Origin of the sequence: Paenibacillus lutimineralis (genome assembly GCF_003991425.1) — a bacterium.
Taxonomy (GTDB): Bacteria; Bacillota; Bacilli; order Paenibacillales; family Paenibacillaceae; genus Fontibacillus; species Fontibacillus lutimineralis.
On the sequence record NZ_CP034346.1, the window covers coordinates 152,496 to 178,277 of the forward strand.

Annotated in this window: 21 protein-coding genes, 8 tRNA genes, 1 rRNA gene and 1 pseudogene; 28 read left to right on the forward strand and 3 right to left on the reverse strand. The window is 49.1% G+C overall.

Annotated elements, in window-relative coordinates:
- Window positions 1–98: 98 nt before the first annotated feature.
- The 9 genes from EI981_RS00705 (at window position 99) to EI981_RS00745 (ending at window position 3,922) form a co-directional block, all read left to right on the forward strand.
- A 23S ribosomal RNA gene (locus tag EI981_RS00705) occupies window positions 99–3,032 on the forward strand.
- A 65-nt stretch (window positions 3,033–3,097) separates the two neighbouring features.
- Window positions 3,098–3,189 (forward strand) — tRNA-Ser (locus tag EI981_RS00710).
- A gap of 28 nt (window positions 3,190–3,217) precedes the next feature.
- Window positions 3,218–3,294, forward strand: a tRNA-Met gene (locus tag EI981_RS00715).
- A 9-nt stretch (window positions 3,295–3,303) separates the two neighbouring features.
- A tRNA-Val gene (locus tag EI981_RS00720) sits at window positions 3,304–3,379 on the forward strand.
- Between the two features lie 13 nt (window positions 3,380–3,392).
- Window positions 3,393–3,468 (forward strand) — tRNA-Thr (locus EI981_RS00725).
- 15 nt (window positions 3,469–3,483) lie between these two features.
- A tRNA-Asp gene (locus tag EI981_RS00730) sits at window positions 3,484–3,560 on the forward strand.
- An 82-nt stretch (window positions 3,561–3,642) separates the two neighbouring features.
- A tRNA-Phe gene (locus EI981_RS00735) sits at window positions 3,643–3,715 on the forward strand.
- 42 nt (window positions 3,716–3,757) lie between these two features.
- A tRNA-Tyr gene (locus tag EI981_RS00740) sits at window positions 3,758–3,842 on the forward strand.
- A gap of 7 nt (window positions 3,843–3,849) precedes the next feature.
- Window positions 3,850–3,922: transfer RNA gene (locus EI981_RS00745), tRNA-Lys, on the forward strand.
- A 56-nt stretch (window positions 3,923–3,978) separates the two neighbouring features.
- Here EI981_RS00745 and EI981_RS00750 read toward each other — a convergent pair.
- From EI981_RS00750 to EI981_RS30160, 3 genes and pseudogenes are all read right to left on the reverse strand, one after another.
- Window positions 3,979–4,587: a Crp/Fnr family transcriptional regulator gene (locus EI981_RS00750; RefSeq protein ID WP_335926384.1), complete on the reverse strand. Its 609-nt coding sequence runs from the start codon at window positions 4,585–4,587 to the stop codon at window positions 3,979–3,981.
- 134 nt (window positions 4,588–4,721) lie between these two features.
- Window positions 4,722–5,105: pseudogene (locus EI981_RS30155) on the reverse strand (cbb3-type cytochrome c oxidase subunit I); the annotation flags it as partial.
- Window positions 5,104–5,430, reverse strand: a complete 327-nt coding sequence (locus EI981_RS30160; protein WP_418789030.1) for a hypothetical protein — start codon at window positions 5,428–5,430, stop codon at window positions 5,104–5,106. The gene EI981_RS30160 and the pseudogene EI981_RS30155, both read right to left, overlap by 2 nt.
- A 255-nt stretch (window positions 5,431–5,685) precedes the next feature.
- Between EI981_RS30160 and EI981_RS00760 the strand changes: the two genes are divergently transcribed.
- The 19 genes from EI981_RS00760 to trxB all read left to right on the forward strand — a co-directional run bounded on the left by EI981_RS00760 (window position 5,686) and on the right by trxB (window position 25,764).
- Window positions 5,686–6,792 carry a PucR family transcriptional regulator gene (locus EI981_RS00760; protein ID WP_126994563.1) on the forward strand — a complete coding sequence of 369 codons (1,107 nt, stop codon included), beginning with the start codon at window positions 5,686–5,688 and terminating at the stop codon, window positions 6,790–6,792.
- 125 nt (window positions 6,793–6,917) lie between these two features.
- On the forward strand, window positions 6,918–8,030 hold the full coding sequence (locus EI981_RS00765) for an ABC transporter ATP-binding protein (RefSeq protein WP_126994565.1): 1,113 nt from the start codon (window positions 6,918–6,920) through the stop codon (window positions 8,028–8,030).
- 235 nt (window positions 8,031–8,265) lie between these two features.
- Window positions 8,266–9,207 (forward strand): HPr(Ser) kinase/phosphatase, encoded by a 942-nt coding sequence (hprK, locus tag EI981_RS00770; protein WP_126994567.1) that lies wholly within the window; start codon window positions 8,266–8,268, stop codon window positions 9,205–9,207.
- 11 nt (window positions 9,208–9,218) lie between these two features.
- Window positions 9,219–10,274, forward strand: coding sequence for a prolipoprotein diacylglyceryl transferase (lgt, locus tag EI981_RS00775; protein WP_126994569.1), 1,056 nt, complete (start codon window positions 9,219–9,221; stop codon window positions 10,272–10,274).
- Window positions 10,275–10,282: 8 nt separating this feature from the next.
- Window positions 10,283–10,933: a pyrophosphatase PpaX gene (ppaX, locus tag EI981_RS00780; RefSeq protein ID WP_126994571.1), complete on the forward strand. Its 651-nt coding sequence runs from the start codon at window positions 10,283–10,285 to the stop codon at window positions 10,931–10,933.
- A complete protein-coding gene (locus tag EI981_RS00785; RefSeq protein WP_126994573.1) occupies window positions 10,934–11,452 on the forward strand; it encodes an acyltransferase in 519 nt (172 codons plus the stop codon).
- A gap of 253 nt (window positions 11,453–11,705) precedes the next feature.
- Window positions 11,706–12,929, forward strand: a complete 1,224-nt coding sequence (locus tag EI981_RS00790) for an acyltransferase (protein WP_126994575.1) — start codon at window positions 11,706–11,708, stop codon at window positions 12,927–12,929.
- A 346-nt stretch (window positions 12,930–13,275) separates the two neighbouring features.
- The gene (locus tag EI981_RS00795) at window positions 13,276–14,433 is read left to right on the forward strand and encodes an ATP phosphoribosyltransferase regulatory subunit (protein WP_126994577.1); all 1,158 of its coding nucleotides are present in this window, start codon (window positions 13,276–13,278) and stop codon (window positions 14,431–14,433) included.
- A gap of 94 nt (window positions 14,434–14,527) precedes the next feature.
- On the forward strand, window positions 14,528–15,154 hold the full coding sequence (hisG, locus tag EI981_RS00800; protein ID WP_126994579.1) for an ATP phosphoribosyltransferase: 627 nt from the start codon (window positions 14,528–14,530) through the stop codon (window positions 15,152–15,154).
- A gap of 99 nt (window positions 15,155–15,253) precedes the next feature.
- Entirely contained in the window at window positions 15,254–16,591 is a 1,338-nt protein-coding gene (gene hisD, locus EI981_RS00805; RefSeq protein WP_126994581.1) for a histidinol dehydrogenase, read from the forward strand.
- The gene (gene hisB / locus EI981_RS00810; protein WP_126994583.1) at window positions 16,578–17,192 is read left to right on the forward strand and encodes an imidazoleglycerol-phosphate dehydratase HisB; all 615 of its coding nucleotides are present in this window, start codon (window positions 16,578–16,580) and stop codon (window positions 17,190–17,192) included. The genes hisD and hisB overlap by 14 nt, the downstream gene beginning before the upstream one ends.
- 2 nt (window positions 17,193–17,194) lie before the next feature.
- Window positions 17,195–17,827, forward strand: coding sequence for an imidazole glycerol phosphate synthase subunit HisH (gene hisH, locus EI981_RS00815; RefSeq protein ID WP_126994585.1), 633 nt, complete (start codon window positions 17,195–17,197; stop codon window positions 17,825–17,827).
- A 128-nt stretch (window positions 17,828–17,955) separates the two neighbouring features.
- The gene (gene hisA, locus EI981_RS00820; RefSeq protein ID WP_126994587.1) at window positions 17,956–18,693 is read left to right on the forward strand and encodes a 1-(5-phosphoribosyl)-5-[(5-phosphoribosylamino)methylideneamino]imidazole-4-carboxamide isomerase; all 738 of its coding nucleotides are present in this window, start codon (window positions 17,956–17,958) and stop codon (window positions 18,691–18,693) included.
- 301 nt (window positions 18,694–18,994) lie between these two features.
- Window positions 18,995–19,753 (forward strand): imidazole glycerol phosphate synthase subunit HisF, encoded by a 759-nt coding sequence (gene hisF / locus EI981_RS00825; protein ID WP_127004210.1) that lies wholly within the window; start codon window positions 18,995–18,997, stop codon window positions 19,751–19,753.
- Between the two features lie 2 nt (window positions 19,754–19,755).
- A complete protein-coding gene (gene hisIE / locus EI981_RS00830; protein WP_127004212.1) occupies window positions 19,756–20,523 on the forward strand; it encodes a bifunctional phosphoribosyl-AMP cyclohydrolase/phosphoribosyl-ATP diphosphatase HisIE in 768 nt (255 codons plus the stop codon).
- 18 nt (window positions 20,524–20,541) lie between these two features.
- Window positions 20,542–21,378 carry a histidinol-phosphatase HisJ gene (hisJ, locus tag EI981_RS00835; RefSeq protein WP_126994589.1) on the forward strand — a complete coding sequence of 279 codons (837 nt, stop codon included), beginning with the start codon at window positions 20,542–20,544 and terminating at the stop codon, window positions 21,376–21,378.
- An 80-nt stretch (window positions 21,379–21,458) separates the two neighbouring features.
- On the forward strand, window positions 21,459–22,406 hold the full coding sequence (locus tag EI981_RS00840) for a ribose-phosphate diphosphokinase (protein WP_126994591.1): 948 nt from the start codon (window positions 21,459–21,461) through the stop codon (window positions 22,404–22,406).
- Window positions 22,407–22,863: 457 nt separating this feature from the next.
- Window positions 22,864–24,606, forward strand: coding sequence for a tetratricopeptide repeat protein (locus EI981_RS00845; RefSeq protein WP_418789031.1), 1,743 nt, complete (start codon window positions 22,864–22,866; stop codon window positions 24,604–24,606).
- A gap of 207 nt (window positions 24,607–24,813) precedes the next feature.
- Complete coding sequence (gene trxB, locus EI981_RS00850; RefSeq protein ID WP_126994593.1) at window positions 24,814–25,764, forward strand: thioredoxin-disulfide reductase; 951 nt, start codon at window positions 24,814–24,816, stop codon at window positions 25,762–25,764.
- Window positions 25,765–25,782 lie beyond the last annotated feature (18 nt).

The window sequence follows — 25,782 nt, forward strand, 5'->3', positions numbered from 1 at the left end:
AGAAACATTCCTTTAGCGATGGATTTCAATTTGGCTTAACGTCAAATTGAAATCCATCGTAGCTGAACTTGTGTCAACAAGTTTAAATAAGTAGTGTAGGTTAAGCTACTAAGAGCACACGGAGGATGCCTAGGCACTAGGAGCCGAAGAAGGACGTGGCGAACAACGATACTGCCTCGGGGAGCTGTAAGCAAGCGTCGATCCGAGGATGTCCGAATGGGGAAACCCGGCTGGATTAATCTCCAGTCACTCATACCTGAATACATAGGGTATGAAGAGGCATACCAGGGGAACTGAAACATCTAAGTACCCTGAGGAAGAGAAAACAATAGTGATTCCGTCAGTAGCGGCGAGCGAACGCGGAACAGCCCAAACCAGGGAGCTTGCTCTCTGGGGTTGTAGGACGTCTCACATGGAGTTACCAAGGATTAGGGTAGGCGAAGAGGTCTGGAAAGGCCCGCTAAAAGAGGTAAAAGCCCTGTAACCGAAATTCTAATCCCTCCGAGACGGATCCTGAGTAGTGCGGGGCACGTGAAACCCCGTATGAATCCGGCAGGACCATCTGCCAAGGCTAAATACTCCCTAGTGACCGATAGTGAAGCAGTACCGTGAGGGAAAGGTGAAAAGCACCCCGGAAGGGGAGTGAAATAGATCCTGAAACCGTGTGCTTACAAGAAGTCAGAGTCCTCTATATGGATGATGGCGTGCCTTTTGTAGAATGAACCGGCGAGTTACGTTTGCAAGCAAGGTTAAGTCGAGAAGACGGAGCCGCAGCGAAAGCGAGTCTGAATAGGGCGACTAAGTTTGTAGGCGTAGACCCGAAACCGTGTGATCTACCCCTGTCCAGGGTGAAGGTGCGGTAACACGCACTGGAGGCCCGAACCCACGTACGTTGAAAAGTGCGGGGATGAGGTGGGGGTAGCGGAGAAATTCCAATCGAACTCGGAGATAGCTGGTTCTCCCCGAAATAGCTTTAGGGCTAGCCTCGGAAAGAAGAGTCGTGGAGGTAGAGCACTGATTGGGTGCGGGGCCCGCCAAGGGTTACCAAGCTCAGTCAAACTCCGAATGCCATAGACTTATTATCCGGGAGTCAGACAGTGAGTGCTAAGATCCATTGTCAAAAGGGAAACAGCCCAGACCATCAGCTAAGGTCCCCAAGTGTGTGTTAAGTGGGAAAGGATGTGGAGTTGCACAGACAACCAGGATGTTGGCTTAGAAGCAGCCACCATTTAAAGAGTGCGTAATAGCTCACTGGTCGAGTGACTCTGCGCCGAAAATGTAACGGGGCTAAACACACCACCGAAGCTATGGCTTGATACTTATGTATCAGGGGTAGGGGAGCGTTGTATGCGGATTGAAGTTGGACCGGAAGGACTGGTGGACTGCATACAAGTGAGAATGCCGGTATGAGTAACGAAAAGATCAGTGAGAATCTGATCCGCCGAAAGCCCAAGGTTTCCTGAGGAAGGTTCGTCCGCTCAGGGTAAGTCGGGACCTAAGGCGAGGCCGAAAGGCGTAGTCGAAGGACAACAGGTTGAAATTCCTGTACCACCGTAAACCGTTATGAGTGAGTGGGGTGACGCAGGAGGGTAGTGACGCGAGCTGATGGATGCTCGTCCAAGCAGTGAGGCTGATGTGTAGGCAAATCCGCACATCGTTAAGGCTAGGCTGTGATGGGGAGGGAAAATTTATAGTACCGAAGGTCATGATCTCACACTGCCAAGAAAAGCCTCTAGCCAGGTGAAGGTGCCCGTACCGCAAACCGACACAGGTAGGCGAGAAGAGAATTCTAAGGCGCGCGGAAGAACTCTCGTTAAGGAACTCGGCAAAATGACCCCGTAACTTAGGGAGAAGGGGTGCCCCGGTAGTGTGAATAGCACGAGGGGGCCGCAGTGAAAAGGCCCAAGCGACTGTTTAGCAAAAACACAGGTCTGTGCGAAGCCGCAAGGCGAAGTATACGGGCTGACGCCTGCCCGGTGCTGGAAGGTTAAGGGGAGTGGTTAGGGATTTATCCCGAAGCTATGAACCGAAGCCCCAGTAAACGGCGGCCGTAACTATAACGGTCCTAAGGTAGCGAAATTCCTTGTCAGGTAAATTCTGACCCGCACGAATGGCGTAACGACTTGGGCGCTGTCTCAACGAGAGATCCGGTGAAATTTTAATACCTGTGAAGATGCAGGTTACCCGCGACAAGACGGAAAGACCCCATGGAGCTTTACTGCAGCTTGATATTGGACTTTGATACGATTTGTACAGGATAGGTGGGAGCCTAGGAATCCGGAGCGCCAGCTTCGGTGGAGGCGCCGTTGGGATACCACCCTGATCGTGTCGGAGTTCTAACCTAGTACCGTGATCCGGTGCGGGGACAGTGTCAGGCGGGCAGTTTGACTGGGGCGGTCGCCTCCTAAAGAGTAACGGAGGCGCCCCAAGGTTCCCTCAGAATGGTTGGAAATCATTCGAAGAGTGCAAAGGCAAAAGGGAGCTTGACTGCGAGACTGACAAGTCGAGCAGGGACGAAAGTCGGGCTTAGTGATCCGGTGGTACCGCATGGAAGGGCCATCGCTCAACGGATAAAAGCTACCCTGGGGATAACAGGCTTATCTCCCCCAAGAGTCCACATCGACGGGGAGGTTTGGCACCTCGATGTCGGCTCATCGCATCCTGGGGCTGAAGTAGGTCCCAAGGGTTGGGCTGTTCGCCCATTAAAGCGGTACGCGAGCTGGGTTCAGAACGTCGTGAGACAGTTCGGTCCCTATCTGTCGTGGGCGTAGGAAATTTGAGAGGAGCTGTCCTTAGTACGAGAGGACCGGGATGGACGCACCGCTGGTGCACCAGTTGTTCCGCCAGGAGCATAGCTGGGTAGCTAAGTGCGGAAGGGATAAGCGCTGAAAGCATCTAAGCGTGAAGCCCCCCTCAAGATGAGATTTCCCAATTAGTAAGACCCCTTGAAGACGACGAGGTTGATAGGCCTGAGGTGGAAGTGCAGCAATGTATGGAGCTGACAGGTACTAATCGGTCGAGGGCTTATCCAAAATCTTAAAATGCAAAATGAGTTTCGTATCCAGTTTTCAAGGATTAACCTTGAATTTATGGCTTTGGAGAGATACCCAAGTGGCTATAAGGGGACCCTCTGCTAAGGGGTTAGACTGCGTAAGCGGTGCGAGGGTTCGAATCCCTCTCTCTCCGCCATTTCCATACAAGCTATAAATAATAATATGGCGGTGTAGCTCAGCTGGCTAGAGCGTACGGTTCATACCCGTGAGGTCGGGGGTTCGATCCCCTCCGCCGCTACCATATTTACCTGGAGGCTTAGCTCAGCTGGGAGAGCATCTGCCTTACAAGCAGAGGGTCAGCGGTTCGATCCCGTTAGCCTCCACCATTTAACTTCATATGCCGGTGTAGCTCAATTGGTAGAGCAACTGACTTGTAATCAGTAGGTTGGGGGTTCAAGTCCTCTCGCCGGCACCATTTGTATCACAGCGCGGAGCCGTGGTGTAGAGGCCTAACATGCCTGCCTGTCACGCAGGAGACCGCGGGTTCGAATCCCGTCGGCTCCGCCATTTATTTCAAATGAATGTTTCCACAAAGAAGTGGGAAGGTTATCAAGACTTACCCATTTATTTTTTTGACCAAATTACATATGGCTCGGTAGCTCAGTCGGTAGAGCAGAGGACTGAAAATCCTCGTGTCGGCGGTTCGATTCCGTCCCGAGCCACTTTGCAAGTTTTAGGACAAACCTAGAGCTGGCATATTATATGGAGGCTTAGTGAAGTGGCTAAACACGGCAGACTGTAAATCTGCTCTCTACGAGTTCGGTGGTTCGAATCCATCAGCCTCCACCATTTTTATGAGCCATTAGCTCAGTTGGTAGAGCACCTGACTTTTAATCAGGGTGTCGAAGGTTCGAGTCCTTCATGGCTCATCCCAACAAGAACCCTTTCCAAGTAGTGATCATGCTACAAGGAAAGGGTTCTTTTCTTATGATCTCTCATATAATTTGTGTTCGCGGCAGTGAGCGCAGTTTTCCTTGACACATACTCGTTCTCGCAGGGCTTGAAGATTATGGATGAGAAAACCTTTGCGATTTACGGTCAGTAATCCTTCTTTACATAAGCTGCTTAATAAACGGGTGACCGACTGCCTTGTGAAGCCAATCAGATTTGCAATCTCCTGGTGAGTCCTAGGTACATTAATCAGGATATTTCCATCAATTCTAATACCGAAATCCTCAGCCAATTTAATTAAGAAAGAGATTCCTCGATCTTCTAGATTTCTTGAAGTAAATCCTTGTAGTTTATTGTGCAACTCTCTAATTTCACTGGCCATAACCGCCATCATTTTAAATGCGATACTTGGCGAGCCCGCTAGAATTTGCTCAAAAGAAGATATAGGCAATGCAAACAGCTCCGTGTTAATGACAGTTGTAGCCGTGGTAGGGTAAGGGTTAGAGCCAAATTGTCCGGTATGTGGGAACATATCCCCTGTTTTTAATAAAGAAAGGATTTGTTCGTTGCCCTTTTCATCAATTTTATGGGTTTTAATTAGTCCATGGATGATGAAGTAGATAGGATGTGTGTATTTGTTAATTAAACATACTTTCTACCTCATTATAAAAACGTAGAATTGGATTGAATCGTGAGGGGGGTCACAGCAAATAATCCAAAATTGTTACATTTTCAATATTAAAAACCACCCCATCCATTAACTACGTGGAAAGGGTGATCAGACTTCACAATATTGCGAAGTGAATATAACAGTACAGCAACGGCAAACATACCATAGACACCCATCATGGAGCCGTGCGCATGCGCAGTAGTCAACGTTGATCCATGTTCAAAATAACTAACAGCTGGCAGATTTATGAGGAAGCCAAGTACCCCGGCACCGAGTAAATTCCAAACCGCAGTTGAAACTAGGAATCGGAAGGACGAAGTATACGGGAAGTTCGTTCCGCCGTCTTTCATTACTTTGTATTGATCGTAAGCCTCCATGATCAAAAGGGTAAGCGTAATAACTTCTAATGCTGAGAACAACGCACCCAGGGCGATCCATATTTCAGAGGATCCATTGTAATCGTAATGGTGGCCGATGCCAAGTATACCGCTAGGCCCTTATTTCGGCTAGTCCCTCTGCCTGGCCATCTGTCAGAGTCAAGGTATGACTCTGCTTGTCGTAGCGATTTTGCTTCATCTCCCGCTTTACTTGATCGAATATCGATGTTTGTTGATCTTGAGTGAGCTCTGCATAAGGTTTGCTGTATTCGGCATGTGCATGCTGATCATGCATCGCGTCGACCATGATTTTAAGTGACTCTGCAGTATAATCTGGACCGAGATAGGAGCCATATCCAAGCACTGTAGCATAGACCATCAACCCGTATTTCTGGAATACTGTCTGACCACCAGTGATTTGTTCTTGCGTAGTTAACACATCACCTCGGCTATTTACTACTTTAAGCGGGATAGGAGCCTGTGATTTGAAAATCCAGAATCCGCCAGCAATCAGTACAGTGAAGCATATAATTAGGGTGGATACCTTTCGATAATCTTGCCACTCCAAGCATAGGATTGAGCCAGAGGCAGTTTTGTGATTTCAATTACAAACTGGAGAAAATTTTTGCTGCCTTGTTTGTGATACAATAAATTCATACAACCAAAACCTATAGATCAGAGAGGCAATTGAGGTATGGATATAAAAGAGCTGAAGCGACAGTTAGAGGGGATTATAGGATCATCCTTATCTTTGTTAGAGATGGATCAAGAGATTTGGAATAGCTTGGCAAATGGCAATAGCTTGAATCAACCATCTTCCGGAATGGCTCGGTTGCATGACCGGCCTCGATGGCTATGGAAAACGGATTCTTCCAAGGTGTATGTTTTTGAGGCCGAAACTCCACTGACAGAACGGGAAATTAGATTGATCGATCTCCTGCTGTCTGCAGCCCGTGAGAAATCGAACCATCATCCCTTTCCGTCAAAACGAGATGAGGAATCCCGCTGCATAGAGCTTGGCAAATGGCTGCAGGAGCAAATTAAAAGCGGCAATATACAGAGTACTGTTCCAGATGATATGGCTATTAAGCCCAAGCTAGCGGAAAATTTATTCCTTTTTCTGTTAGGCTGCGAGGATCGGCCGGGTCAGGAGGTTCAATATTCCAAGCTAAACAAATTGCTACGTAGTTATTTTGGGGGTGAGGTTGTCCTCGTTCCTATGAGAGAGTCATGGCTTGTCCTGGTTCGGGAGGCTCTTTTGCTGGATGTGCAGGATGAGAGCAATGAGGGGATTGAGACAGAACGTGATATGTTAGGTGCGCTTTGTCAGGGATTGTATGAGCTGATCGCCAATGAATGGGGTGGAGGAGGATTCCGCTTAACTGTAGGGGACAAGCTGATCAACCAGGAGCGGCTTGTACCGACGACGATTGCTCTGCAGGAAACGCTGTTGCTCGGGCGGATCTTTCAGGTATCAGAGCATATCTATCTGCCTTGGGATTTGGAGCTTGAACGGCTTGTATACCATATACCGGATGATCGGAGACTGCAATTTATTGAGGAGAGCGGGGTCGACTCCCATCTGCTTGAGGATGAAGAGACGCTGATTACACTTGAGAATTTCTTTCAGCTGGATTGCAATGTAAGCGAGACAGCGAAGCGCTTATATATACATCGCAATACCTTGCTTTACCGACTTGATAAGTTCAAACAGGAGACGGGGCTTGATGTTAGGAGCTTTCAAGATGCGGTTCTGGTGAAGCTGAGGATCCTATTGTATAAAGTTACGAAAAGGCTATAGTATTTTTGTGCAGTTTGTGGATGGTAGTCTACTGGGCTTATGGGTTACTATATATACAGAAGTTGTATCCGATTACATTTAAGCAAAGACAGTTTATAAATCACTTATTATTAGGAGGAAAACAAATGGCAGGCGTACGCTTAGAACACATTTTCAAGAAATATGCAGGTGCTGATAAAGCAACGGTTATGGACGTAAACCTTGATATCGCAGATAAGGAGTTCCTCGTACTCGTAGGTCCTTCCGGTTGCGGTAAATCTACAACTCTTCGTATGATCGCTGGTCTTGAAGAAATTACCGAAGGTAAATTGTATATCGGCGACCGCGTCGTGAACGACGTAGCTCCGAAAGACCGTGACATCGCGATGGTATTCCAATCCTACGCTTTGTATCCGCATATGAACGTATATCAAAACATGGCGTTCGGTTTGAAACTTCGCAAAGTGAAGAAGGAAGAAATCGATCAACGTGTACGCGAGGCTGCTAAGATCCTCGACATCGAGCATTTGCTTGATCGTAAACCAAAAGCTCTCTCCGGTGGTCAGCGTCAACGGGTTGCCTTGGGCCGCGCTATCGTCCGCGATCCTCAAGTGTTCCTTATGGACGAACCTCTTTCCAACTTGGACGCTAAACTTCGTGGTCAAATGCGTGCGGAAATCACAAAGCTGGTTAAACGTCTGGAAACCACTTGTATCTATGTAACGCATGACCAAACAGAGGCTATGACGATGGGTGACCGTATCGTAGTTATGCACGACGGTATCATTCAACAAGCTGCTTCTCCGGAAGAATTGTATAACCAACCAAATAATATTTTCGTAGCTGGATTTATCGGTTCCCCTACAATGAACTTTATTAACGGTAAAATTGTAGAGCAAAACGGTTCTGTATACTTCCAATCCGATTCTCTCAAAGTTGAAGTACCTCAAGGTAAAGCTGTTACCCTGAAGGAAAAAGGATGCATAGGCAAGGAAGTAATCATGGGCGTACGTCCTGAAGATATTCATGAAGAGCCGATCTTCTTGGAAGGATCCCCAAATACCGTCTTCACGGGAAGTGTAGACGTAACAGAGAACCTTGGTCACGAAATGCTGTTGTACTTGAACAGCACTTCCCCATTGATCGCTCGCGTTGATGGCCGTTCGAACACTCGTGAAGGCGACAATGTGAAGCTTGCCATCGATATGAACAAGATTCATATCTTCGACAAGGAAACTGAATTGAACGTTTTCAAATAACTAATAGCTAATTGATAAGATAATCCCTGGATTATCTTTCAAAGAACCGTCCTTCGGGACGGTTCTTTGTTTAATAGGAGAGCTGTGATTGATTTACGAGGCGTTTTCATTTACGATGAATACATTAGCACGGTATAAATTGGTTTTTGTTGACAGCTTAACATATTCGGCAGACATCCTGTTCAAGAGAGGTATATACTTGGGCCTGGATGCCTGATAGGAAAGGAAGAACACCATGGCAAAAAAGGTTAAGGTATCGGAATTGGTGGGTCAATTTGGACTCGAGGTCATTTCCGGTGAACAAGGGCTAAAACGTGTGATCACGGTTGACGATCTATATCGTCCAGGTTTGGAAATGGCTGGTTATTTTGAGTATCACCCACCAGAACGTGTTCAGATCTTAGGCAAGACCGAGTTGGCTTTTTATGAAACATTAACGATGGAGCAGCGCCGGGAACGGATGCAGCTGTTGTGCAGCAACGAGGAGACACCTTGTATTATCGTGACGAGAGCATGGAATGTTCCTGAGGAATTGATCGAGATCAGTGCGGAGAAGAACCTTCCTGTACTGCGCAGCAGCATGGCTACAACGATTCTATCCAGCCGTATTACGAGCTTCTTGGAGAAGAAGCTGGCACCTACGGCCACGATTCACGGCGTATTGGTAGACGTGTATGGCGTAGGAATGCTCATTACAGGCAGCAGCGGGATCGGGAAGAGCGAGACAGCGCTTGAGCTGGTGAAGCGTGGCCATCGACTGATAGCCGACGATGCGGTTGAAATCCGCCAAACATCGGACAATCAGTTGCATGGTACAGCGCCTGAATTGATTCGCCATCTGCTTGAGATCCGCGGCGTTGGTATTATTAATGTTATGACGTTATTCGGTGCAGGAGCCATCCGCAACAATAAGAGAATTACCCTCGTCGTCAAGCTTGAGGCCTGGCAGCAAGAGAAGCAGTATGATCGGCTGGGACTTGATGAAGAGACGACGCGCATCATCGATACGGACGTACCACTAGTAACGATCCCTGTACGTCCTGGGCGTAACCTCGCGGTCATTATCGAAGTAGCTGCAATGAACTTCCGCTTGAAGCGGATGGGCTATAATGCGGCCTTGCAGTTTACATCGAAGCTGACAGAGACGATTGCTGAAGATATCGATGATTTAGATTAGGAGCGTGAACGATGGGTACCTTGTTATTGAACCCGATAGCATTTTCTATCGGTGCTTTGGAAGTGCACTGGTATGGTCTGATCTTGGGAACAGGTGCGCTAATGGGCTTGCTCTTTGCCATCTGGGAAGGGAAGAGATTCAAAATCCCGCAGGAGTTCTTCATGGACTTGCTTCTGTTCGGGGTCCCATCGGCGATTGTCGGGGCAAGGATTTATTTCGTTGCCTTCAAATGGGAGGATTATAAGAATAATCTATGGGATGTCTTCAAAATCTGGAACGGTGGCATAGCTATCTATGGAGCGCTGATCGGAGCCATTATTTGTGCCTTGATCTTCGTGAAGAAGCGCGGTTATACCTTCTGGCGTATAGCGGATATTTGCGCACCATCACTTCTCGTCGGTCAGTTAATCGGCCGTTGGGGAAATTTCGTTAACCAGGAAGCGTACGGTGGCGAGACAACGGAGGCATTCCTAAGAGATTATCTACACTTGCCTTCATTTATTGTGAATCAAATGAATGTGGAGGGCATTTTCCGCCATCCTACTTTCCTATATGAATCGGTCTGGAACTTCGTAGGATTGCTTCTACTTCTAATCTTGCGTAGACGGAAATTTCTACGTGCCGGCGAACTATTTTGTTCCTATTTCATATGGTATTCGATCGGCCGCTTCTTCATTGAGGCCCTGCGTACGGATAGCCTGGCCTTCCAAGGCGCCGCTTGGCTGGCATCATTTGTGAATGGTCTGTGGGCACCGATGCAATGGATCGGATTTGAACAGGGATATCTGGCACCGTCATATGGGAATGTACGGATATCGCAACTGCTGGCTCTTCTGATTGTAATCACTGCGGTCTTGTTCATCATTGTTAGACGCAAGACGATTCCGAATATGCCGGTTTATCTCGATCCGATTGTATCGACCAAGGCTACGGAAATCGATATCGCTACCCTGCAAATGCCTGCTCCAGCAGCTAAAACTGCTGCTGAGCAAGACAACGGTACAACCTCAGCCGAGGAAGCAAATACGCTGAATGGGCCGAATAGTACGGAGGATAAAAAGGAGTAACATACTGCATGATGCGCACAGTATTATTTGATTTGGATGGAACAATTGTAAATACAAACGAGTTAATTATTAAGACTTTTATACATGTAATAGACAAGCATCTGGACAAGCCCTATACGCGCGAGCAGATTATTCCCTACATGGGTATGACGTTGGAGGAACAGCTGCAGATATTTTCAGGTAAAGAGGAAGTAAGCCATCTGGTGAAGGAGTACCGTACCTATAACAATGAACATCATGACGAATTGGTACGGGAATTTCCTCATGTCCTGGAAGTCATTCGCGCGCTGCATGAGAAGGGTATCAAGCTCGGCGTGGTGACGACGAAGATTCGGCATACGGCGATGCGTGCTCTGGAACTATTCGGTCTTAGACCGTATATGGATGTCATTATTACCGTGGAGGATGTGCAGCATCCTAAGCCGCATGCGGAACCAATTCTGACGGCAATAAGTCAATTGAATGCAGATCCAGCTAGCACATTGATGGTTGGAGATAGTGCTGCGGATCTGTTGTCTGCCCACGCGGCAGGCGTACGCTCTGCGGCGGTAGCTTGGTCGCTGAAAGGCACTAAGGAGCTGCAGAAGTATGACCCGGATTATATCCTTAATGATATGACTGATCTATATGATCTTGTGGGGATGGGAGCCAGGAACTAAGTGAGGAAAGTGGAGCGTTATCCAGTGAACGGCCCGAATGCGCTATGGCAGCTATATCGGACCGTCAGCCCCTGGAAGGGCGTCAAAAACTTCATCTTCATACAAATCGCCAGATATTGTCCGATTTTACCGCTGAAGAACTGGATTTATCGCCATATTCTTGGGATGAGGGTCGGAGAGCATACCGCGTTTGGCCTGATGGTTATGGTAGATGTCTTCTTCCCGGAGAAGCTGACGATCGGTCGTAATTCGGTCATCGGTTATAACACGACGATCCTTGCCCATGAATACTTAATTCGCGAGTATCGGCTTGGGGAGGTCCATATCGGTGATGAAGTGATGATCGGGGCCAACACGACGATTTTGCCGGGAGTAACGATTGGGGATGGCGCAGTTGTCGCGGCCGGCTCGGTGGTTCATAAGGATGTAGCGCCCGGAAGCTTTGTCGGCGGGAATCCGATGCGTGAAATTGATCGTAAAAGCCCGGAGGGAGTCCGTGAATCCGCTAGTCAGGAATAACGGATAGATTACCTGGACGAATGTCATAAGGCACAAATACTCGCAAAAAAATAAGCAATTGGAGCAGCTTGGACAGGCGCTCTAATTGCTTATTTTATTTAGACTTATTAAGAGTTTCACTGTAAGCAGCTGCTGCTAAAAAAAGTGGAAAATAAGGTAATATTGCAAACGATCTCCCCAACTCATCCTACATAAGGTATGATAAATGATGGTAGTAAAACGATGGAAACTATGATTACCGGGAGTTGATACAGTGAGTCAAAGCATCAAAAAGGAGAGACTGCCTCAGCTTGATCTGTTTAGGGCGATGGCTATCTTCTGTGTTATTCAGGTACACTCTTCATCTTTTGCGGCTGCGGAGCAAGCCTTGAACTCGCCAATCTATTATTTCTATAATTGGATGAATATTTTCTTCAAGATTGGTACCCCTTGCTTTATCTTTCTAAGCAGCTTTGTATTGTTCTATAACTATTATGATCGACCTGTAAACAAGGAACTGATTGGACATTTCTATAAGAAGCGTCTTGCGTATATTATTCTCCCCTATATATTGGTCTCTTGCTGTTATTTCTTGTTGGTTGCTTGGCAGCGCGGGGAGCTGGCGAGTAATTCCAAAATGTATGAGCTGCAGCAGCTTGGCATGAAGCTACTTACGGGTACGTCTTATACGCATCTGTATTTCGTATTCATCAGCATTCAGTTCTATATCCTGTTCCCGCTGCTACTATGGCTATTCCAATCGTTCCGGAAGAGCAAAGTACTATTAGCCCTAATCATACCGTTAGGCTTGGCGATTCAGTATGGTTTTTATTTCTGGAACAAATTTGAGCTTCATATCCCTAACAAAGGGAGCTATGCCCCGTCCTACATGGCTTATTATTTCATGGGGGCTGCGATCGCTATCTACTTTGAACACCTCAAAGGCTGGCTTAAGAGCGACTGGAAGGACATGTCTGGGAAACAGAAAATGTGGACAGGATTGCTATGGGGAAGCTGGCTGATTATCGCCTTCACCCATGTTCAGATCTGGCTGTCTTACCGTCAGCATTGGAGCAGTCCGAACTCTACCTGGTTTGAAGTGCTGTGGAATGCTCATACGTTATTGTCGGCGCTGGTGCTGATGCGGGCATCCTTCCTGATTCAGCGGAGAGGCTCGGTATTCTGGAACAAGGCGCTGACTCGTCTGGGCGAACTGTCCTTCGCCGTTTATTTGTTCCATCCCGTAGTTCTGCTCTATTACCGGAGATTAAGAAATCATTATACGATCCCGGGCGACTCTGCGATGTACTTCTTATACATCATCGGCGGTTCTGCGTGCGCTCTGGCCATTTCATGGCTCTTCACACAGTTCTGCTTCAGAAGGCTCCCATTTGCGTCCATATTCTTGGGCAGTGTCCCATATTCACTAAAGAAAAAGAAGAAAGCACCGGGTACTCACGGTCCTGGCCAGGATCGTACGGTGAAGATGAATGGCTAAAAAGAATAGTCGGTTGGGGAAATCCCGGCCGACTATTTGTTTATATGGACTAAAAATAATGGGCATATATCACTATATTCATGTAAAATTGATGTATTGGGAGTTAATTATCTATTTATAACTGATAAGGTCTGATAGGGATGGAATAACGGCGAATTCAATCGATTTTGCAATAATATATCTTGGATCTAATGTTCAAAAATTCGGGGGATCGATCGTTGACGGTTCAAGATAAAGTATGATAAGATATGCCATATTCTTTATTTTGGTAGTATGGTAGTACTTTAATGTGATAAAATAAATGAACTTATAATGGATGTATTTTAAGCGACGAGAGGTGAGGACATTGTCAAAACCGAAGGGCTTTGAAAAACCGGCTGGTGTACGTGATTATTTACCGTTTGCAGTCGAGAAGCTAAGGGAGATCGAGCGACGTGTGCTGGATTGTATGGCTGGCTGGGGTTACTGCCAGATCATGACCCCGACGATGGAATACTATGACACGGTTGGTGTAGCCAGCTCTACGTCAGATCAGAAGCTGTTCAAATTGCTTAATAATCGGGGGACGACGATGGTTCTTCGTTCCGATATGACAACGCCGATTGCCCGGGTTGTATCTTCCCTATTGAAGGAGGAGCCTTTGCCACTGCGCTTATCCTATCATGCGAATGTCTTTCGCTCAATTGAAGAGGAAGCGGGCAAGGAAGCGGAGTTCTATCAGACGGGGGTTGAGCTGGTCGGGGATAATTCTGCCGAGGCGGATGCCGAAGTGGTGGCTCTTGCCGTAGCTTCTCTGCAAGCTGCGGGAGTATCTTCCTTCAAGATTGCACTTGGGCATGTTGGTTTCTTGAATGGTCTGCTGGAAGAGGCGATTCCGGGCCGTGAGGATGTGCAGCAGGAGCTAAAGGCTAGATTGCTGAGACGGGACTTTGTAGGATATCGTGAGATCTTGGCTCGGCTGGATCTATCGGCAGGCCAGCGTGACGAGTTGGCTGGTATTCTGAAGCTACGTGGCGGCAAGGAAGTTTGCCGTGAGGCGCTGGAGCTGAGCAATAATTCGCTCGTCCAGAGCTCGATCGAATATTTAAGTGCAGTCTGGGAGGCTCTAGAGGACTTCGATGTGGCCAGACATGTCATTATCGATCTGACGATGATCGGCGACTTCTCCTATTATACAGGGTTGATCTTCGAGGGATATGCAGCTGATATCGGCTTTCCCGTCTGTGGCGGGGGGCGCTACGATAAGCTGCTGCAGCAATTTGGCCGCCCGGCTCCAGCAACAGGATTCTCTCTTAAGACGAACCGGATTCTGGATGGTGTCGATGGGTTGAAGGTTGGACGCGAGCTGCCTGTATTGATGCAGTATGATGCATCAAATCGCAGAAGGGCCTATGTAGAGGCGGAGCGATTGCGCAGTGAAGGAAGAGGCGTACGGATGCAGCTTGTATCTGGGCCCGATGAGTTAGAGACCGGGGACGACGTTATTACGTTGGTAAGTTTCTAAACAGGCTGGTATTCAAGGTTAGAGCAGAACTAGAAAAGGTTGAGATCATATAAATTTCCGATAAGGCAGTACTGATGAGAGGAGGCGGGTCGTCATGAGTGAGATCATTAAGGTTGCCATGCCTAAGGGGCGTATCTATAAAAAAGCTTCGGCACTGTTCAGAGAGGCGGGCTTCCATATCCCGAACGATGTGGATGAGACCCGGAAGCTGGTTATTCCATTGCCGGAGATCGGTATGGAGTTTATTCTCGCTAAGCCGGTAGATGTGCCCACTTATGTGGAGTATGGCGTAGCTGATATAGGTATCGTCGGCAAGGACGTGCTGATGGAGGAGGATCGTGACGTATATGAGCTGCTCGATCTAGGCATTGCACGCTGCCGGATGTCGGTTATCGGGCTGCCTGACTGGAAGCCAGGTATCCACCAGCGGGTGGCTACCAAATATCCGAACGTGGCCTCGCGATACTTCAGGGAACAGGGGCAGCAGGTAGAAGTGATTAAGCTGAACGGGTCGATTGAGCTTGCCCCATTGATTGGCCTGGCCGACCGAATTGTGGATATGGTAGAGACCGGTCAGACGCTTAGAGAGAACGGACTTGTGGAAATGGAGCGTATATTCGAGATTACGAGTCGGCTTGTTGCTAACCGGGTCAGCTATCGGATGAAGAATGCCGAGATCCAGGCTCTATGTGATGCTCTAGCCTTGGTGATCGAACGGTAACAGGAAGCCCGGTTGAGCGGTTGGGATGGATAGAAGCGGAGACTATTAAGTCCCATGAGCAGGATGAATGTGAAGCAGTATTGATGAGGAGGAGCCAGGATGAAGATCGTAAGGGCACAGGATTTTGATTTGAAGCGGGAAGTCGAGTATGGCTCAGTAGAGCAGAATGCAGCTGTGCGTCAAATCGTCACGGATGTGAAGCGGGAAGGTGATGCGGCGCTGCTTCGATATACGGAGCAGTTTGACAGGGTGAGACTGGACGCGGGAGCGCTGCGGGTTACTGAAGCTGAGCTTAAGGCCGCTTATGATCACGTAGAGCCTTCGTTCGTCACAGCGATTTCTGCGGCAGCCGCGAATATCCGTGCGTTCCATGCCAGACAGAAGCGGAACTCCTGGATGGATCTACAGCCGGATGGCAGTCTGCTTGGACAGATCATCCGCCCGTTGAAGCGGGTTGGCGTATATGTCCCTGGCGGCAAGGCGGCCTATCCTTCCTCCGTACTGATGAACGTCATCCCTGCCCAGGTCGCCGGTGTTCCCGAGATCGTCATGGTAACTCCGCCTGCGACTGGCGGTAAGGAAGGGATTGACCCATACATTCTCGTCGCTGCTGCTGAAGCTGGAGTGAATGAGATTTACCGGATTGGCGGTGCACAAGCGATTGCTGCATTGGCTTACGGTACGGACACGATCGTCCCGGTAGACAAAATCTGTGGACCAGGCAACATTTATGTAGCTTTGGCCAAGCGGGAAGTGTACGGAGTCGTAGATATCGACAGTATTGCTGGTCCGAGCGAGATTGCTGTGCTGGCCGATGATAGCGCCGATCCGGCGTATATTGCCGCGGATTTGCTGTCCCAGGCAGAGCATGACGAGATGGCGTCAGCTATTCTGGTCACGCCGTCTGCTACGTTCGCATCCGCCTGCCAGGCTGAGGTGGAGCGTCAATTGGCGGAGTTGCCGCGCCGGGATATCGCGGCGACCTCAATCGCGGATTACGGCGCGATCGTTATAGTAGACTCGATCGATGAGGGAATCGAGGTCATTAATCGGCTCGCTCCGGAGCATTTCGAATTAATCGTGGAGGACCCGCTCGTCTACCTTGGTAAGATCGAGAATGCGGGCGCTATTTTCCTAGGACCGTACAGTTCAGAGCCGGTTGGAGATTATTTCGCCGGACCGAATCACATCATTCCAACGAATGGTACAGCGCGCTTCTCGTCGCCGGTCGATGTGGATGATTATATTAAGAAATCGAGTTTGATTTACTATAGCAAGGAAGCTCTTCTCGCGAACGGAGAGACCATTATGGAGCTGGCGCGTCGTGAAGGGCTGGAGGGTCACGCCCGAGCAATTGAGGTCCGGCTTCGTAAGGAAGAATCACAATCTGGCACTGCATTAGAAGGAAAGGCGGGGGCATACGATGGCGACAAATGAAGAGAAGGCAGTAGCAGTAAGGCAAGGGGAGATCAGCCGTGTCACGAATGAGACGCAGATTAAGCTGAGCTTTGGCCTGGATGGTAGCGGTAAGTCTGAATTGGAGACGGATGTTCCGTTTCTGAACCATATGCTGGACTTATTCACGAAGCACGGCCAGTTCGATCTATCAGTTGAGGCACATGGGGATATTGAGATCGATGATCACCATACGGTGGAGGATATCGGTATTTGTCTGGGCCAATGTCTGTATCATGCGCTTGGTGACAAGCGGGGGATCAAACGTTATGCTAGCGTGTTCATTCCAATGGATGAGGCACTGGCTCAGGTAGTTATCGATGTCAGCAACCGCCCGCACTTCGAATATCGGGCTGAATATCCTTCGGACCGCGTTGGCAGCTTCGATGTACAGCTCGTGCATGAGTTCCTGTGGAAGTTGGCTCTGGAAGCGCGGATTACGCTGCATGTTATCGTACATTATGGACAGAACACCCATCATATGATTGAAGCGGTATTCAAGGCATTGGGCCGGGCGCTTGATGAGGCGACGAGCATCGATCCGCGCGTTAGCGGTGTGCCTTCGACGAAGGGAGTCCTCTAGTCATGAAGCTCGCGATTGTCGATTATGGGATGGGCAACTTACATAGTGTTGCCAAAGCCATCGAGCGTCTCGGCTACGAGGCCGTCGTGAGCGGTGATGCAGCCGTACTTCTGGCTGCGGACGGCATATTGCTGCCTGGAGTCGGCGCCTTCGGCGACGCGATGGAGCAGCTTACCGCCTCCGGCCTCGATGGCACGCTGAGGCAGGCTGTGGACAGCGGCAAGCCGCTGCTCGGTATCTGCCTCGGGATGCAGTTGCTCTTCTCCGCTAGCGGAGAGCATGGCTTGCACGACGGCCTGGGTCTGCTACCCGGCCGGGCCGTGCGTTTCAGCCCGGAGAGCGGCCTGAAGGTGCCGCACATGGGCTGGAACCGGCTGCAGTTCAAGCAGCCGGAGCACCCGCTTCTGGCAGGACTTGACGAAGGACATGTATACTTCGTCCACTCCTATCATGTACTGCCAGAGCGGGAGCAGGATCTTCTGGCCGTGACCGACTACGGCCAGCCAGTTACCGCGATCGTAGGTCGCGGTAATGTGTTCGGGATGCAGTTCCATCCCGAGAAGAGCGGTGAGCTGGGCATGGCGCTGCTGCGCAATTTCCTCGCGCTAGTTGCGTCAGGTGCAGCGATAAGCTAATTGATGCAAGGTGCTACCAAGACAGAATGAGCAAGTACACTTATAGTACGTGATCAAAGTGGACTTTTTGAGGAACCTCTTATATTGTTCTATAGAAATCATAACTAACCAGTGCGGGGGGAAGGGAAATGTCATCATTCGTAATTTATCCGGCGATCGATATCCGCGGCGGGAAATGCGTTCGTCTCATTCAGGGCGATTATAGCCAGGAGACGGTATATAATGATAATCCGATTGAAGTGGCTAAGTCATGGGAGAAGCAGGGCGGACAGTTCATCCATCTGGTCGATCTTGATGGAGCCAAGGCCGGTCATCCGATGAACGATCAGCTGATCGGCGAGATCGCACGGGCGGTACAGGTTCCGGTTCAGGTCGGAGGCGGGCTGCGCTCAGTTCAGGATGTGGAACACTTGCTGTCGCTCGGAGTCAGCCGGGTTATTATCGGGACGGCAGCGATTGAGGATCGGGAGTTCACCGAGTCGGTGCTGGGCACATATGGCGATAAAGTGGCGATTGGCATCGATGCCCGGGACGGACTTGTTGCGACACGCGGCTGGCTGGAGACATCAGAAGTTAAGGCAGAGGAACTGGCCAAAGAATTGGCATCCAAAGGGGCCGAGACGTTTATTTTTACCGATATATCCCGCGACGGTATGATGCAGGGACCGAATGTAGAAGCAATCCGCCGTCTAGCTGAAGTATCGGGGCGCACGGTGATTGCCTCCGGCGGGGTGACGGTGCAGGATGATCTGCTGAAGCTGGCTGCTTATGCCAAGCAAGGCATCGGCGGGGCAATTGTCGGCAAGGCGCTTTATACCGGCAATATTGATCTGGCGAAGGCAATTCAGGCGTTCTCTGCATTGTAAGTGCGTATTCAAAAAGGTCGGTTTTTAGCACCGAAGCTTATGCTCCGATGTGCGTTTTTTCAAAACGCTGCAGTTGGATAAAGCTAGGGTCTGAGGAGCGGAGCGTACGGTTAGTACGTGAGCACCTAAGATGTTTCCGTAGGAAACATGACTTCGTAAGCATTCGCTTAGACCCGGCTGAATTCAAGATTCGATGTCGAATAGCTGCCTGATTGACTTCGTGATCAAAAGTGGATTTTTTTTGAACAACCTCTATAAGGTTTGCTAACACACCGTAAATTTGGAGAGGAGAGCGATGAGCATGCTCGCAAAGCGTATTATTCCCTGCCTTGATGTGAAGGACGGACGAGTGGTAAAGGGCGTTAATTTCGTGAATCTTTGTGATGCTGGAGATCCGGTGGAGCTGGCTGCTCTCTACGATCGGGAGGGGGCAGATGAGATCGTATTTCTTGATATATCCGCTTCCCATGAAGGTCGGGCTACGATGATCGAGGTAGTGCGTCAGACTGCCGGCGAGATCGCTATTCCCTTCACGGTCGGCGGAGGCATATCGCAAGTGGACGATATGAAGCGGATTTTGAGGGCAGGTGCTGACAAGATTGCCATCAATACTGCAGCTGTAACCAATCCCGAGCTGATCTTAGACGGAGCGAGAAGATTCGGCTCGCAGTGTATTGTAGTGGCTGTAGACGCCAAGTACAATGCGGAATGGGGAGATTGGGAAGTGTTCACCCATGGAGGCCGTAAGCCTACGGGCATGAGAGCCTTAGCCTGGATCCAGGAGGCTGAAGCGAAAGGAGCGGGCGAGATCCTGCTGACGAGTATGGATGCCGATGGTACTAAGGATGGCTTCGATCTTGCGCTAACGAAGGTGGTTAGCAGTCAGGTTGGCATACCGGTGATCGCTTCCGGCGGAGCTGGCAAGATGGCAGATTTCTACGACGTATTCACGGAAGGACAGGCGGATGCTGCGCTAGCGGCGACGATCTTTCATTATAAAGAAGTAGCAGTACCTGAGCTTAAGGCAGACTTGAAGGCTAGAGGGGTGGAAGTAAGATGACGATGAATCAGCCGCTACAATTGGCATTATCATATACGGAGCTGAAGCAGAATATAAAATGGGATGCGGATGGGCTTATCCCTACGGTCGTCCAGGATGCTGCTACAAAGGATGTGCTGATGCTCGCCTATATGAATGAAGACTCGCTGCAGAAATCGATTGAGACGGGCCAAACCTGGTTCTGGAGCCGTTCTCGCTCCGAGCTGTGGAATAAAGGGGCTACTTCAGGCAATACGCAGCAAATTCTCTCGCTGAATTACGATTGTGACGGGGATACGCTGCTAGCACTCGTGAGCCCGCAGGGTCCGGCTTGTCATACGGGGGAGACAACTTGTTTCTACCGGTTGTTAGCTTCTGCCGATCAAGAGGGACTAGCAACAGAGAGATCGGTTACGGAGAGTCTGAATCAGGCTACGACGCCAACTTCAAATGCTTCGCCACAGGAAGCAGCAGGTATTTCCGAAGCAGACAGCCGTTTTGCCGTATTAGCTGAATTGGAGAGTCTGATTGCCCAGCGTTATATTGAACGTCCTGAAGGAGCTTATACGACTTACCTGTTCGAGAAAGGCATTGATAAAATCCTGAAGAAGGTAGGCGAAGAGACAGCAGAATCGATTATCGCCGCCAAAAATCAGGATAACGACGAGCTGCGATACGAGGTCAGTGATCTCATCTATCATTTGCTGGTACTGCTGCGGGAGAGAAACCTGCCGCTGGATGATATTATGGCTGAGCTGGAGCGCCGACACGAGCGTCCGCGTCGTGATTAAGGGCGGAGGTGAGGCGATATGCTTATAGATTACCATACGCATCATGCCCGCTGCGGGCACGCCGTTGGAACACTCGAGGAGTATATCCAGCGTGGTATCGAAATCGGCTTGTCCCAAATCGGAGTCTCCGATCATATGCCGCTTCTGCATGTAAACCCGCAGACTTATTATCCAGAGATGGCTATGCCAATGGAAGAGCTGCCACGATACGTGGAGGAAGCATTTGAGCTGAAGCAGAAATATGCTTCTTCGATTTCAGTACGGGTTGGGCTTGAGGCCGATTATATTGAAGGCTGGGAGAACGAGATTGCGAAGATCATCAATGATTACCCGTGGGATTATGTCATTGGCTCGGTACATTTCCTTGAGGAATGGGATGTCTCCGATTTCCGTCAGGTCCATCATTGGGAAGGACGGGACGTATTCGAGGTATACCAAACCTATTATGACGCTGTGCAGAAAGCGGCCAGAACAGGATTCTATGATATCATGGGGCATTTGGACGTGATCAAGCGGTTCAATTATAAGCCGGAGGGGCGTCAGCAAGAAGTGGCCGAACTGGAGCAAAAGACTCTAACTGCTATTGCTGAGGCTGGTATAGCGATGGAATTGAATGCTTCGGGACTAACGAAGCCGTGCGCAGAGATGTTCCCTTGCGACAGAATATTGAAGGCTGCGATAGAATTGGGCATTCCGTTAACGGTCGGTTCTGATGCCCACGACCCGAAGAAGCTAAGCGAGAACCTGGATATCGCCCGTAGTACATTGTGTAAGCTGGGGGTTCGTGAATTGGCGACGTTCGAACAGCGGCAGAGGGTGATGGTGCCATTGCAGCTCAAGAGCGGCCATAAATAATGTTCGGCTGTAGTGATATAATAGTGTTAGCAACTTTAAGGGTATTGAACAAGCAATTCAATGAACTCTAGGAGGGCATTATGGAAGGCAAGTTACGGATTTTCGCAGGCTCTTCCAACCCGGTACTGACGCGGCAAATTTGTGAGCGGTTGGGGGTTGAACCAGGTAGAATCACTTTGTCCCGCTTCAAGAGCGGTGAGATTTACGTTCATTATGAGGAGAGCATCCGCAATTGCGATGTGTTCCTGGTCCAATCTCTGGCGCATCCGATTAATGAGCTGTTCGTTGAATTGCTCGTGATGATAGATGCTGCCAAGCGGGCTTCGGCCCGAACGATTAATATCATTATGCCTTATTACGGCTATGCGAGACAGGAGCGCAAGTCGGCTCCGCGCGAGCCGATCTCGGCCAAGATGGTAGCCGATGTACTTACTACAGCCGGGGCGAGTCGGGTTGTAACTATCGACTTGCATGCGGCGGCCATACAGGGCTTCTTCAACATTCCTGTCGATCATTTGACTGCGCTGGATTTAATGACAGATTATCTGAAGTCACAGAATATCTCTAACCCGGTCGTCGTATCCCCGGATGCGGGACGAGCCTCTATGGCAGAGAAGCTCGCCAATGGTCTTGATGCCCCGTTCGCAATCATGATTAAGAAGCGTCCAGCCCATAACGAATCGGTCATTACACATGTGATTGGCGATGTAGAAGGCTATACGCCCATCATTATCGAGGATTTGATTGATACAGGTTCAACGATTGTCAATGTGGCCCAGGGATTGAAGGAGCGCGGGGCAGGCGAAGCTATTGTGTGTGCGACGCACGGTCTGTTCTCGGACCACGCGGAGGAGAGACTGCGTCATCCTTGGATCTCCCAAGTGGTCATCACGGACTCGATTGCCCAACCGGATCAGCATGGTCCGCATGTTACTGTCCTATCCGTAGCTCCTATGCTGGCTCGGGCAACCCAATACATTCTTGATGGCGGTTCGATTGCTACGCTGTTCAAAGACCAGGGGATATAATAAACTGACATTTAGCCTACCCTGGCTTTGCAGCATAATCGGGTATGTTCTATTATGAAATCGAATACAAGTATTTAGAGTATTTGATTCTCTGACTCATGACTCCCCCTCTACTATTTCCTGAGCTTAGTAACTAGCCAATATACCAAGCCACCCATACATGCTAGTATGAATGCGATTGCGATTAAGGTAATAATTATATTTCCCCAGAAGATCTCCACCACAAATTATCCTACCTCTTCCAAAAAAATATATGACCAATAATCTTTTTACCATTTATGTTGGAAGTTACATCGCTAAATATTAGATTTATCATGCGCTTTCATTTAACAACCGTAATTCTCCAAATGCATTTATCATGGGAGGACGGGGTTGGCTGTGTTATACTGTGAAATGGATAGCATTCAAAAGATGTTGTTTTGAACATGTATTTTAAAAGAATGAATTAAAGAAGGAGGTGCCTTGTTTGAAAGAGACTCAACAACCTGGAAGAAGAAGCAAGCGGGCCAAAGTGCTGCCTATATCTATGGATGCTGGCTTTTTCTTTGAGAGAGCTGTCTCTTCATTGGATCGTTTTCACTATGACAAGGCATTGAAGTATTTTCGCAAAGCAGTAGAGTATGAACCGGATAATCCGGTCAATCATTGCAATATGGCAGGCATCCTGTCGGAGATGGGCGATTACGAGGCTTCAAACGCCGCCTTGTCCGTTATACTGGAGAAGATCGATCCTGCGATGACAGAGTGCTATTTTTATATGGCAAATAATTATGCGAATATGGATATGTTTGAAGAAGCGGAGAACGCACTAATTACTTATTTAGAAGAGGACCCGAACGGTCAATTTCTAGCCGAGGCTGAGGAAATGATGGAACTGCTCCAATATGAGCTTGAACGTCCTGCAAAGGTAACGAAGATCAAGTCATTGGCTGGTGTTCTGGAGCATGACCGAGCCCGCGAGCTGTTAGAGCAGGGTAAATTCACCGAAGCCGTGAAGCTGCTGGAGAGCATCGTGGAAGGTCAGCCCGATTTCTGGGCGGCGCGCAACAACTTGGCTCTGGGTTATTACTATATGGGGCAATGTTCTAAGGCCATCGAGACGATATATGGGGTGCTTGAGCAGGAACCTGGCAATTTGCATGCCTTATGCAATTTAGCCATTCTGTATCAGCATGAGGGAGAGACTGCATTACTGCTGGAGCTTGAACACAGGCTTCGCAAGATTGTTCCCTTCCATCAAGAGCATCTATTTAAATTAGCAACGACGATGGGAGTACTTGGTGCACATGATGTGGCATACAGACATTTCCGGCGTCTACTCAAGGACGAGGATTTAAGGTTGGACCCGGCTCTTTATCACTATACCGCTGTAGCCGCGTGTAATATTGGGCGATTCACTGAGGCAGAGGTGTTATGGCGTCATGTAGATAGGCTTGAACCGGGCAGTGAGGTATCCGAGTATTACTTAAGCCAGATTGAAGAGATGTCAGCAGGAACGAGACCGGTACCGATCCATTATCATTATCATCTCCCATTCGAGGAGCAGATCAAGCAATGGGAGCAGCCGGGGGAAGGGGTTCCGGCCGATCTAGCTGATAATCCGTTGGTTCGATCCTCTTTCTTCTGGGCCCTGCGTTATGGGGATAATCGAACCAAGCTTCAAGTTATTCAAGCATTTGGTCTTATAGGTGATCATGAAGTGGAAGAGGCGCTGAAGTCGTTCCTGCTGGAGCCGAATGAAGATCTCTATCTGAAGGATCTGGCACTATATGTACTGCGTAGTCTCGGTGTTAATTACGAATTGCCTGTATGTACCGGGGAAGCAACGCTTATGATAGACCCGAGCCAAACTTCGCCGCAGCTTCCGATCTGGAAGCACGAGTGGCAGGCCGTATTGGATTTGGCTAGTGAGCATATGCGCAGCAACACAGATATCAAGCAGCAACATGACTTGGAATCATTATGGGTGCAATATTTGAACTTATCTTATCCTGATACTCCATCGATTTCACATATTGAAGGCTGGGCAGCTGCATTGGAATATCTCACAGCAAAAATGAATCACCGCCCTATGTCCTATGAGAAGATAGCGGAGCGGTACGGTATTTCGTCTTCGACGGTAAGAAGATATTGTCGCCGAATTGATGAGGTATGCGGAGCAGAGGGCGCGTCAAAGACGATCTTCCCGATGTGTAAATAACAATTGAAATCATTCTGTGATCCTAATGAGCCGATTTCTTCCTCCCTGATATGGGAGGGAAGGATCGGCATTTTTGCGTCTCATTAAAGGTGAATGGAATGAAACTTATGTCCGCATAGAATATAAAATGCTTGACGGAACAATCCTAATCTATATCTAAGTTATATACTTCGAATGAATATATATCCTGATTGGAGAGGGATCACAATGTATAAATCAATTGTTATTGGCACAGGTCCATCTGGCCTGACGGCAGCGATCTATCTGGCACGAGCCAATCTGAATCCATTGGTGATCGAGGGGGTTCAGCCGGGAGGACAGTTAACGACGACGACAGAGGTGGAGAATTTCCCGGGCTTCCCCGAAGGCATTCTGGGACCGGAACTGATGGATCGGATGCGCAAGCAGGCCGAGCGTTTTGGTGCGGAATTCAAAAATGGATGGGTGAAGAAGGTTGATTTCTCAGATAAGCCATTGAGACTCACTCTGGAAGGCGGGGAAGAACTTACTTCGGAGACGGTTATCGTATCTACGGGCGCCTCAGCAAGATATCTTGGCATTCCTGGAGAGCAGGATAATGTCGGGCGTGGAGTAAGTACTTGCGCGACCTGTGATGGCTTTTTCTTCCGCGGCAAAGGGATTATCGTCGTCGGAGGCGGTGATTCAGCGATGGAAGAAGCGGGATTTCTGACCCGGTTCGCTACGAGCGTAACGGTGGTACACCGCCGTGATGAGCTTCGTGCCTCTAAGATTATGCAGGAACGGGTGCGGAAGAATGAGAAGGTGAAATGGGCGCTAAATCGGATACCGCTTGAAGTTGCTACAGATGATGGAGGTGCTGTGATTGGCTTGAAGGTGCGTAACAACGCGAATGGACAGGAGGAGTTGATCGAAGCGGAAGGAGTATTCGTCGCCATCGGCCACACTCCGAATACGAAGTTCCTGGAAGGCGTAGTGAAGACGGATGAACATGGTTACATCGTCGTTGCACCAGGCACCACCAGGACCAGTATTCCGGGGGTATTCGCTTGCGGCGATGTACAGGATACGCACTATCGCCAGGCGATTACGGCCGCAGGTTCAGGCTGTATGGCTGCAATGGATTGCGAGAAGTATCTGGAAGGGGATATGGTCCATGATTGGAGCAAAATGCTCTAGCAGCTATAAGAAAACTGG

What these genes read in the sequence shown, in the direction of transcription:
- hisA (WP_126994587.1), top strand. Translation starts at nt 17,956, where the DNA reads ATGTCATCATTCGTAATTTATCCGGCGATCGATATCCGCGGCGGGAAA.
- hisIE (WP_127004212.1), top strand. Translation starts at nt 19,756, where the DNA reads ATGAATCAGCCGCTACAATTGGCATTATCATATACGGAGCTGAAGCAG.
- hisD (WP_126994581.1), top strand. Translation starts at nt 15,254, where the DNA reads ATGAAGATCGTAAGGGCACAGGATTTTGATTTGAAGCGGGAAGTCGAG.
- trxB (WP_126994593.1), top strand. Translation starts at nt 24,814, where the DNA reads ATGTATAAATCAATTGTTATTGGCACAGGTCCATCTGGCCTGACGGCA.
- hisF (WP_127004210.1), top strand. Translation starts at nt 18,995, where the DNA reads ATGCTCGCAAAGCGTATTATTCCCTGCCTTGATGTGAAGGACGGACGA.
- EI981_RS00760 (WP_126994563.1), top strand. Translation starts at nt 5,686, where the DNA reads ATGGATATAAAAGAGCTGAAGCGACAGTTAGAGGGGATTATAGGATCA.
- hisJ (WP_126994589.1), top strand. Translation starts at nt 20,542, where the DNA reads ATGCTTATAGATTACCATACGCATCATGCCCGCTGCGGGCACGCCGTT.
- hisH (WP_126994585.1), top strand. Translation starts at nt 17,195, where the DNA reads ATGAAGCTCGCGATTGTCGATTATGGGATGGGCAACTTACATAGTGTT.
- lgt (WP_126994569.1), top strand. Translation starts at nt 9,219, where the DNA reads ATGGGTACCTTGTTATTGAACCCGATAGCATTTTCTATCGGTGCTTTG.
- hprK (WP_126994567.1), top strand. Translation starts at nt 8,266, where the DNA reads ATGGCAAAAAAGGTTAAGGTATCGGAATTGGTGGGTCAATTTGGACTC.
- hisG (WP_126994579.1), top strand. Translation starts at nt 14,528, where the DNA reads ATGAGTGAGATCATTAAGGTTGCCATGCCTAAGGGGCGTATCTATAAA.
- EI981_RS00840 (WP_126994591.1), top strand. Translation starts at nt 21,459, where the DNA reads ATGGAAGGCAAGTTACGGATTTTCGCAGGCTCTTCCAACCCGGTACTG.
- EI981_RS00765 (WP_126994565.1), top strand. Translation starts at nt 6,918, where the DNA reads ATGGCAGGCGTACGCTTAGAACACATTTTCAAGAAATATGCAGGTGCT.
- ppaX (WP_126994571.1), top strand. Translation starts at nt 10,283, where the DNA reads ATGATGCGCACAGTATTATTTGATTTGGATGGAACAATTGTAAATACA.
- hisB (WP_126994583.1), top strand. Translation starts at nt 16,578, where the DNA reads ATGGCGACAAATGAAGAGAAGGCAGTAGCAGTAAGGCAAGGGGAGATC.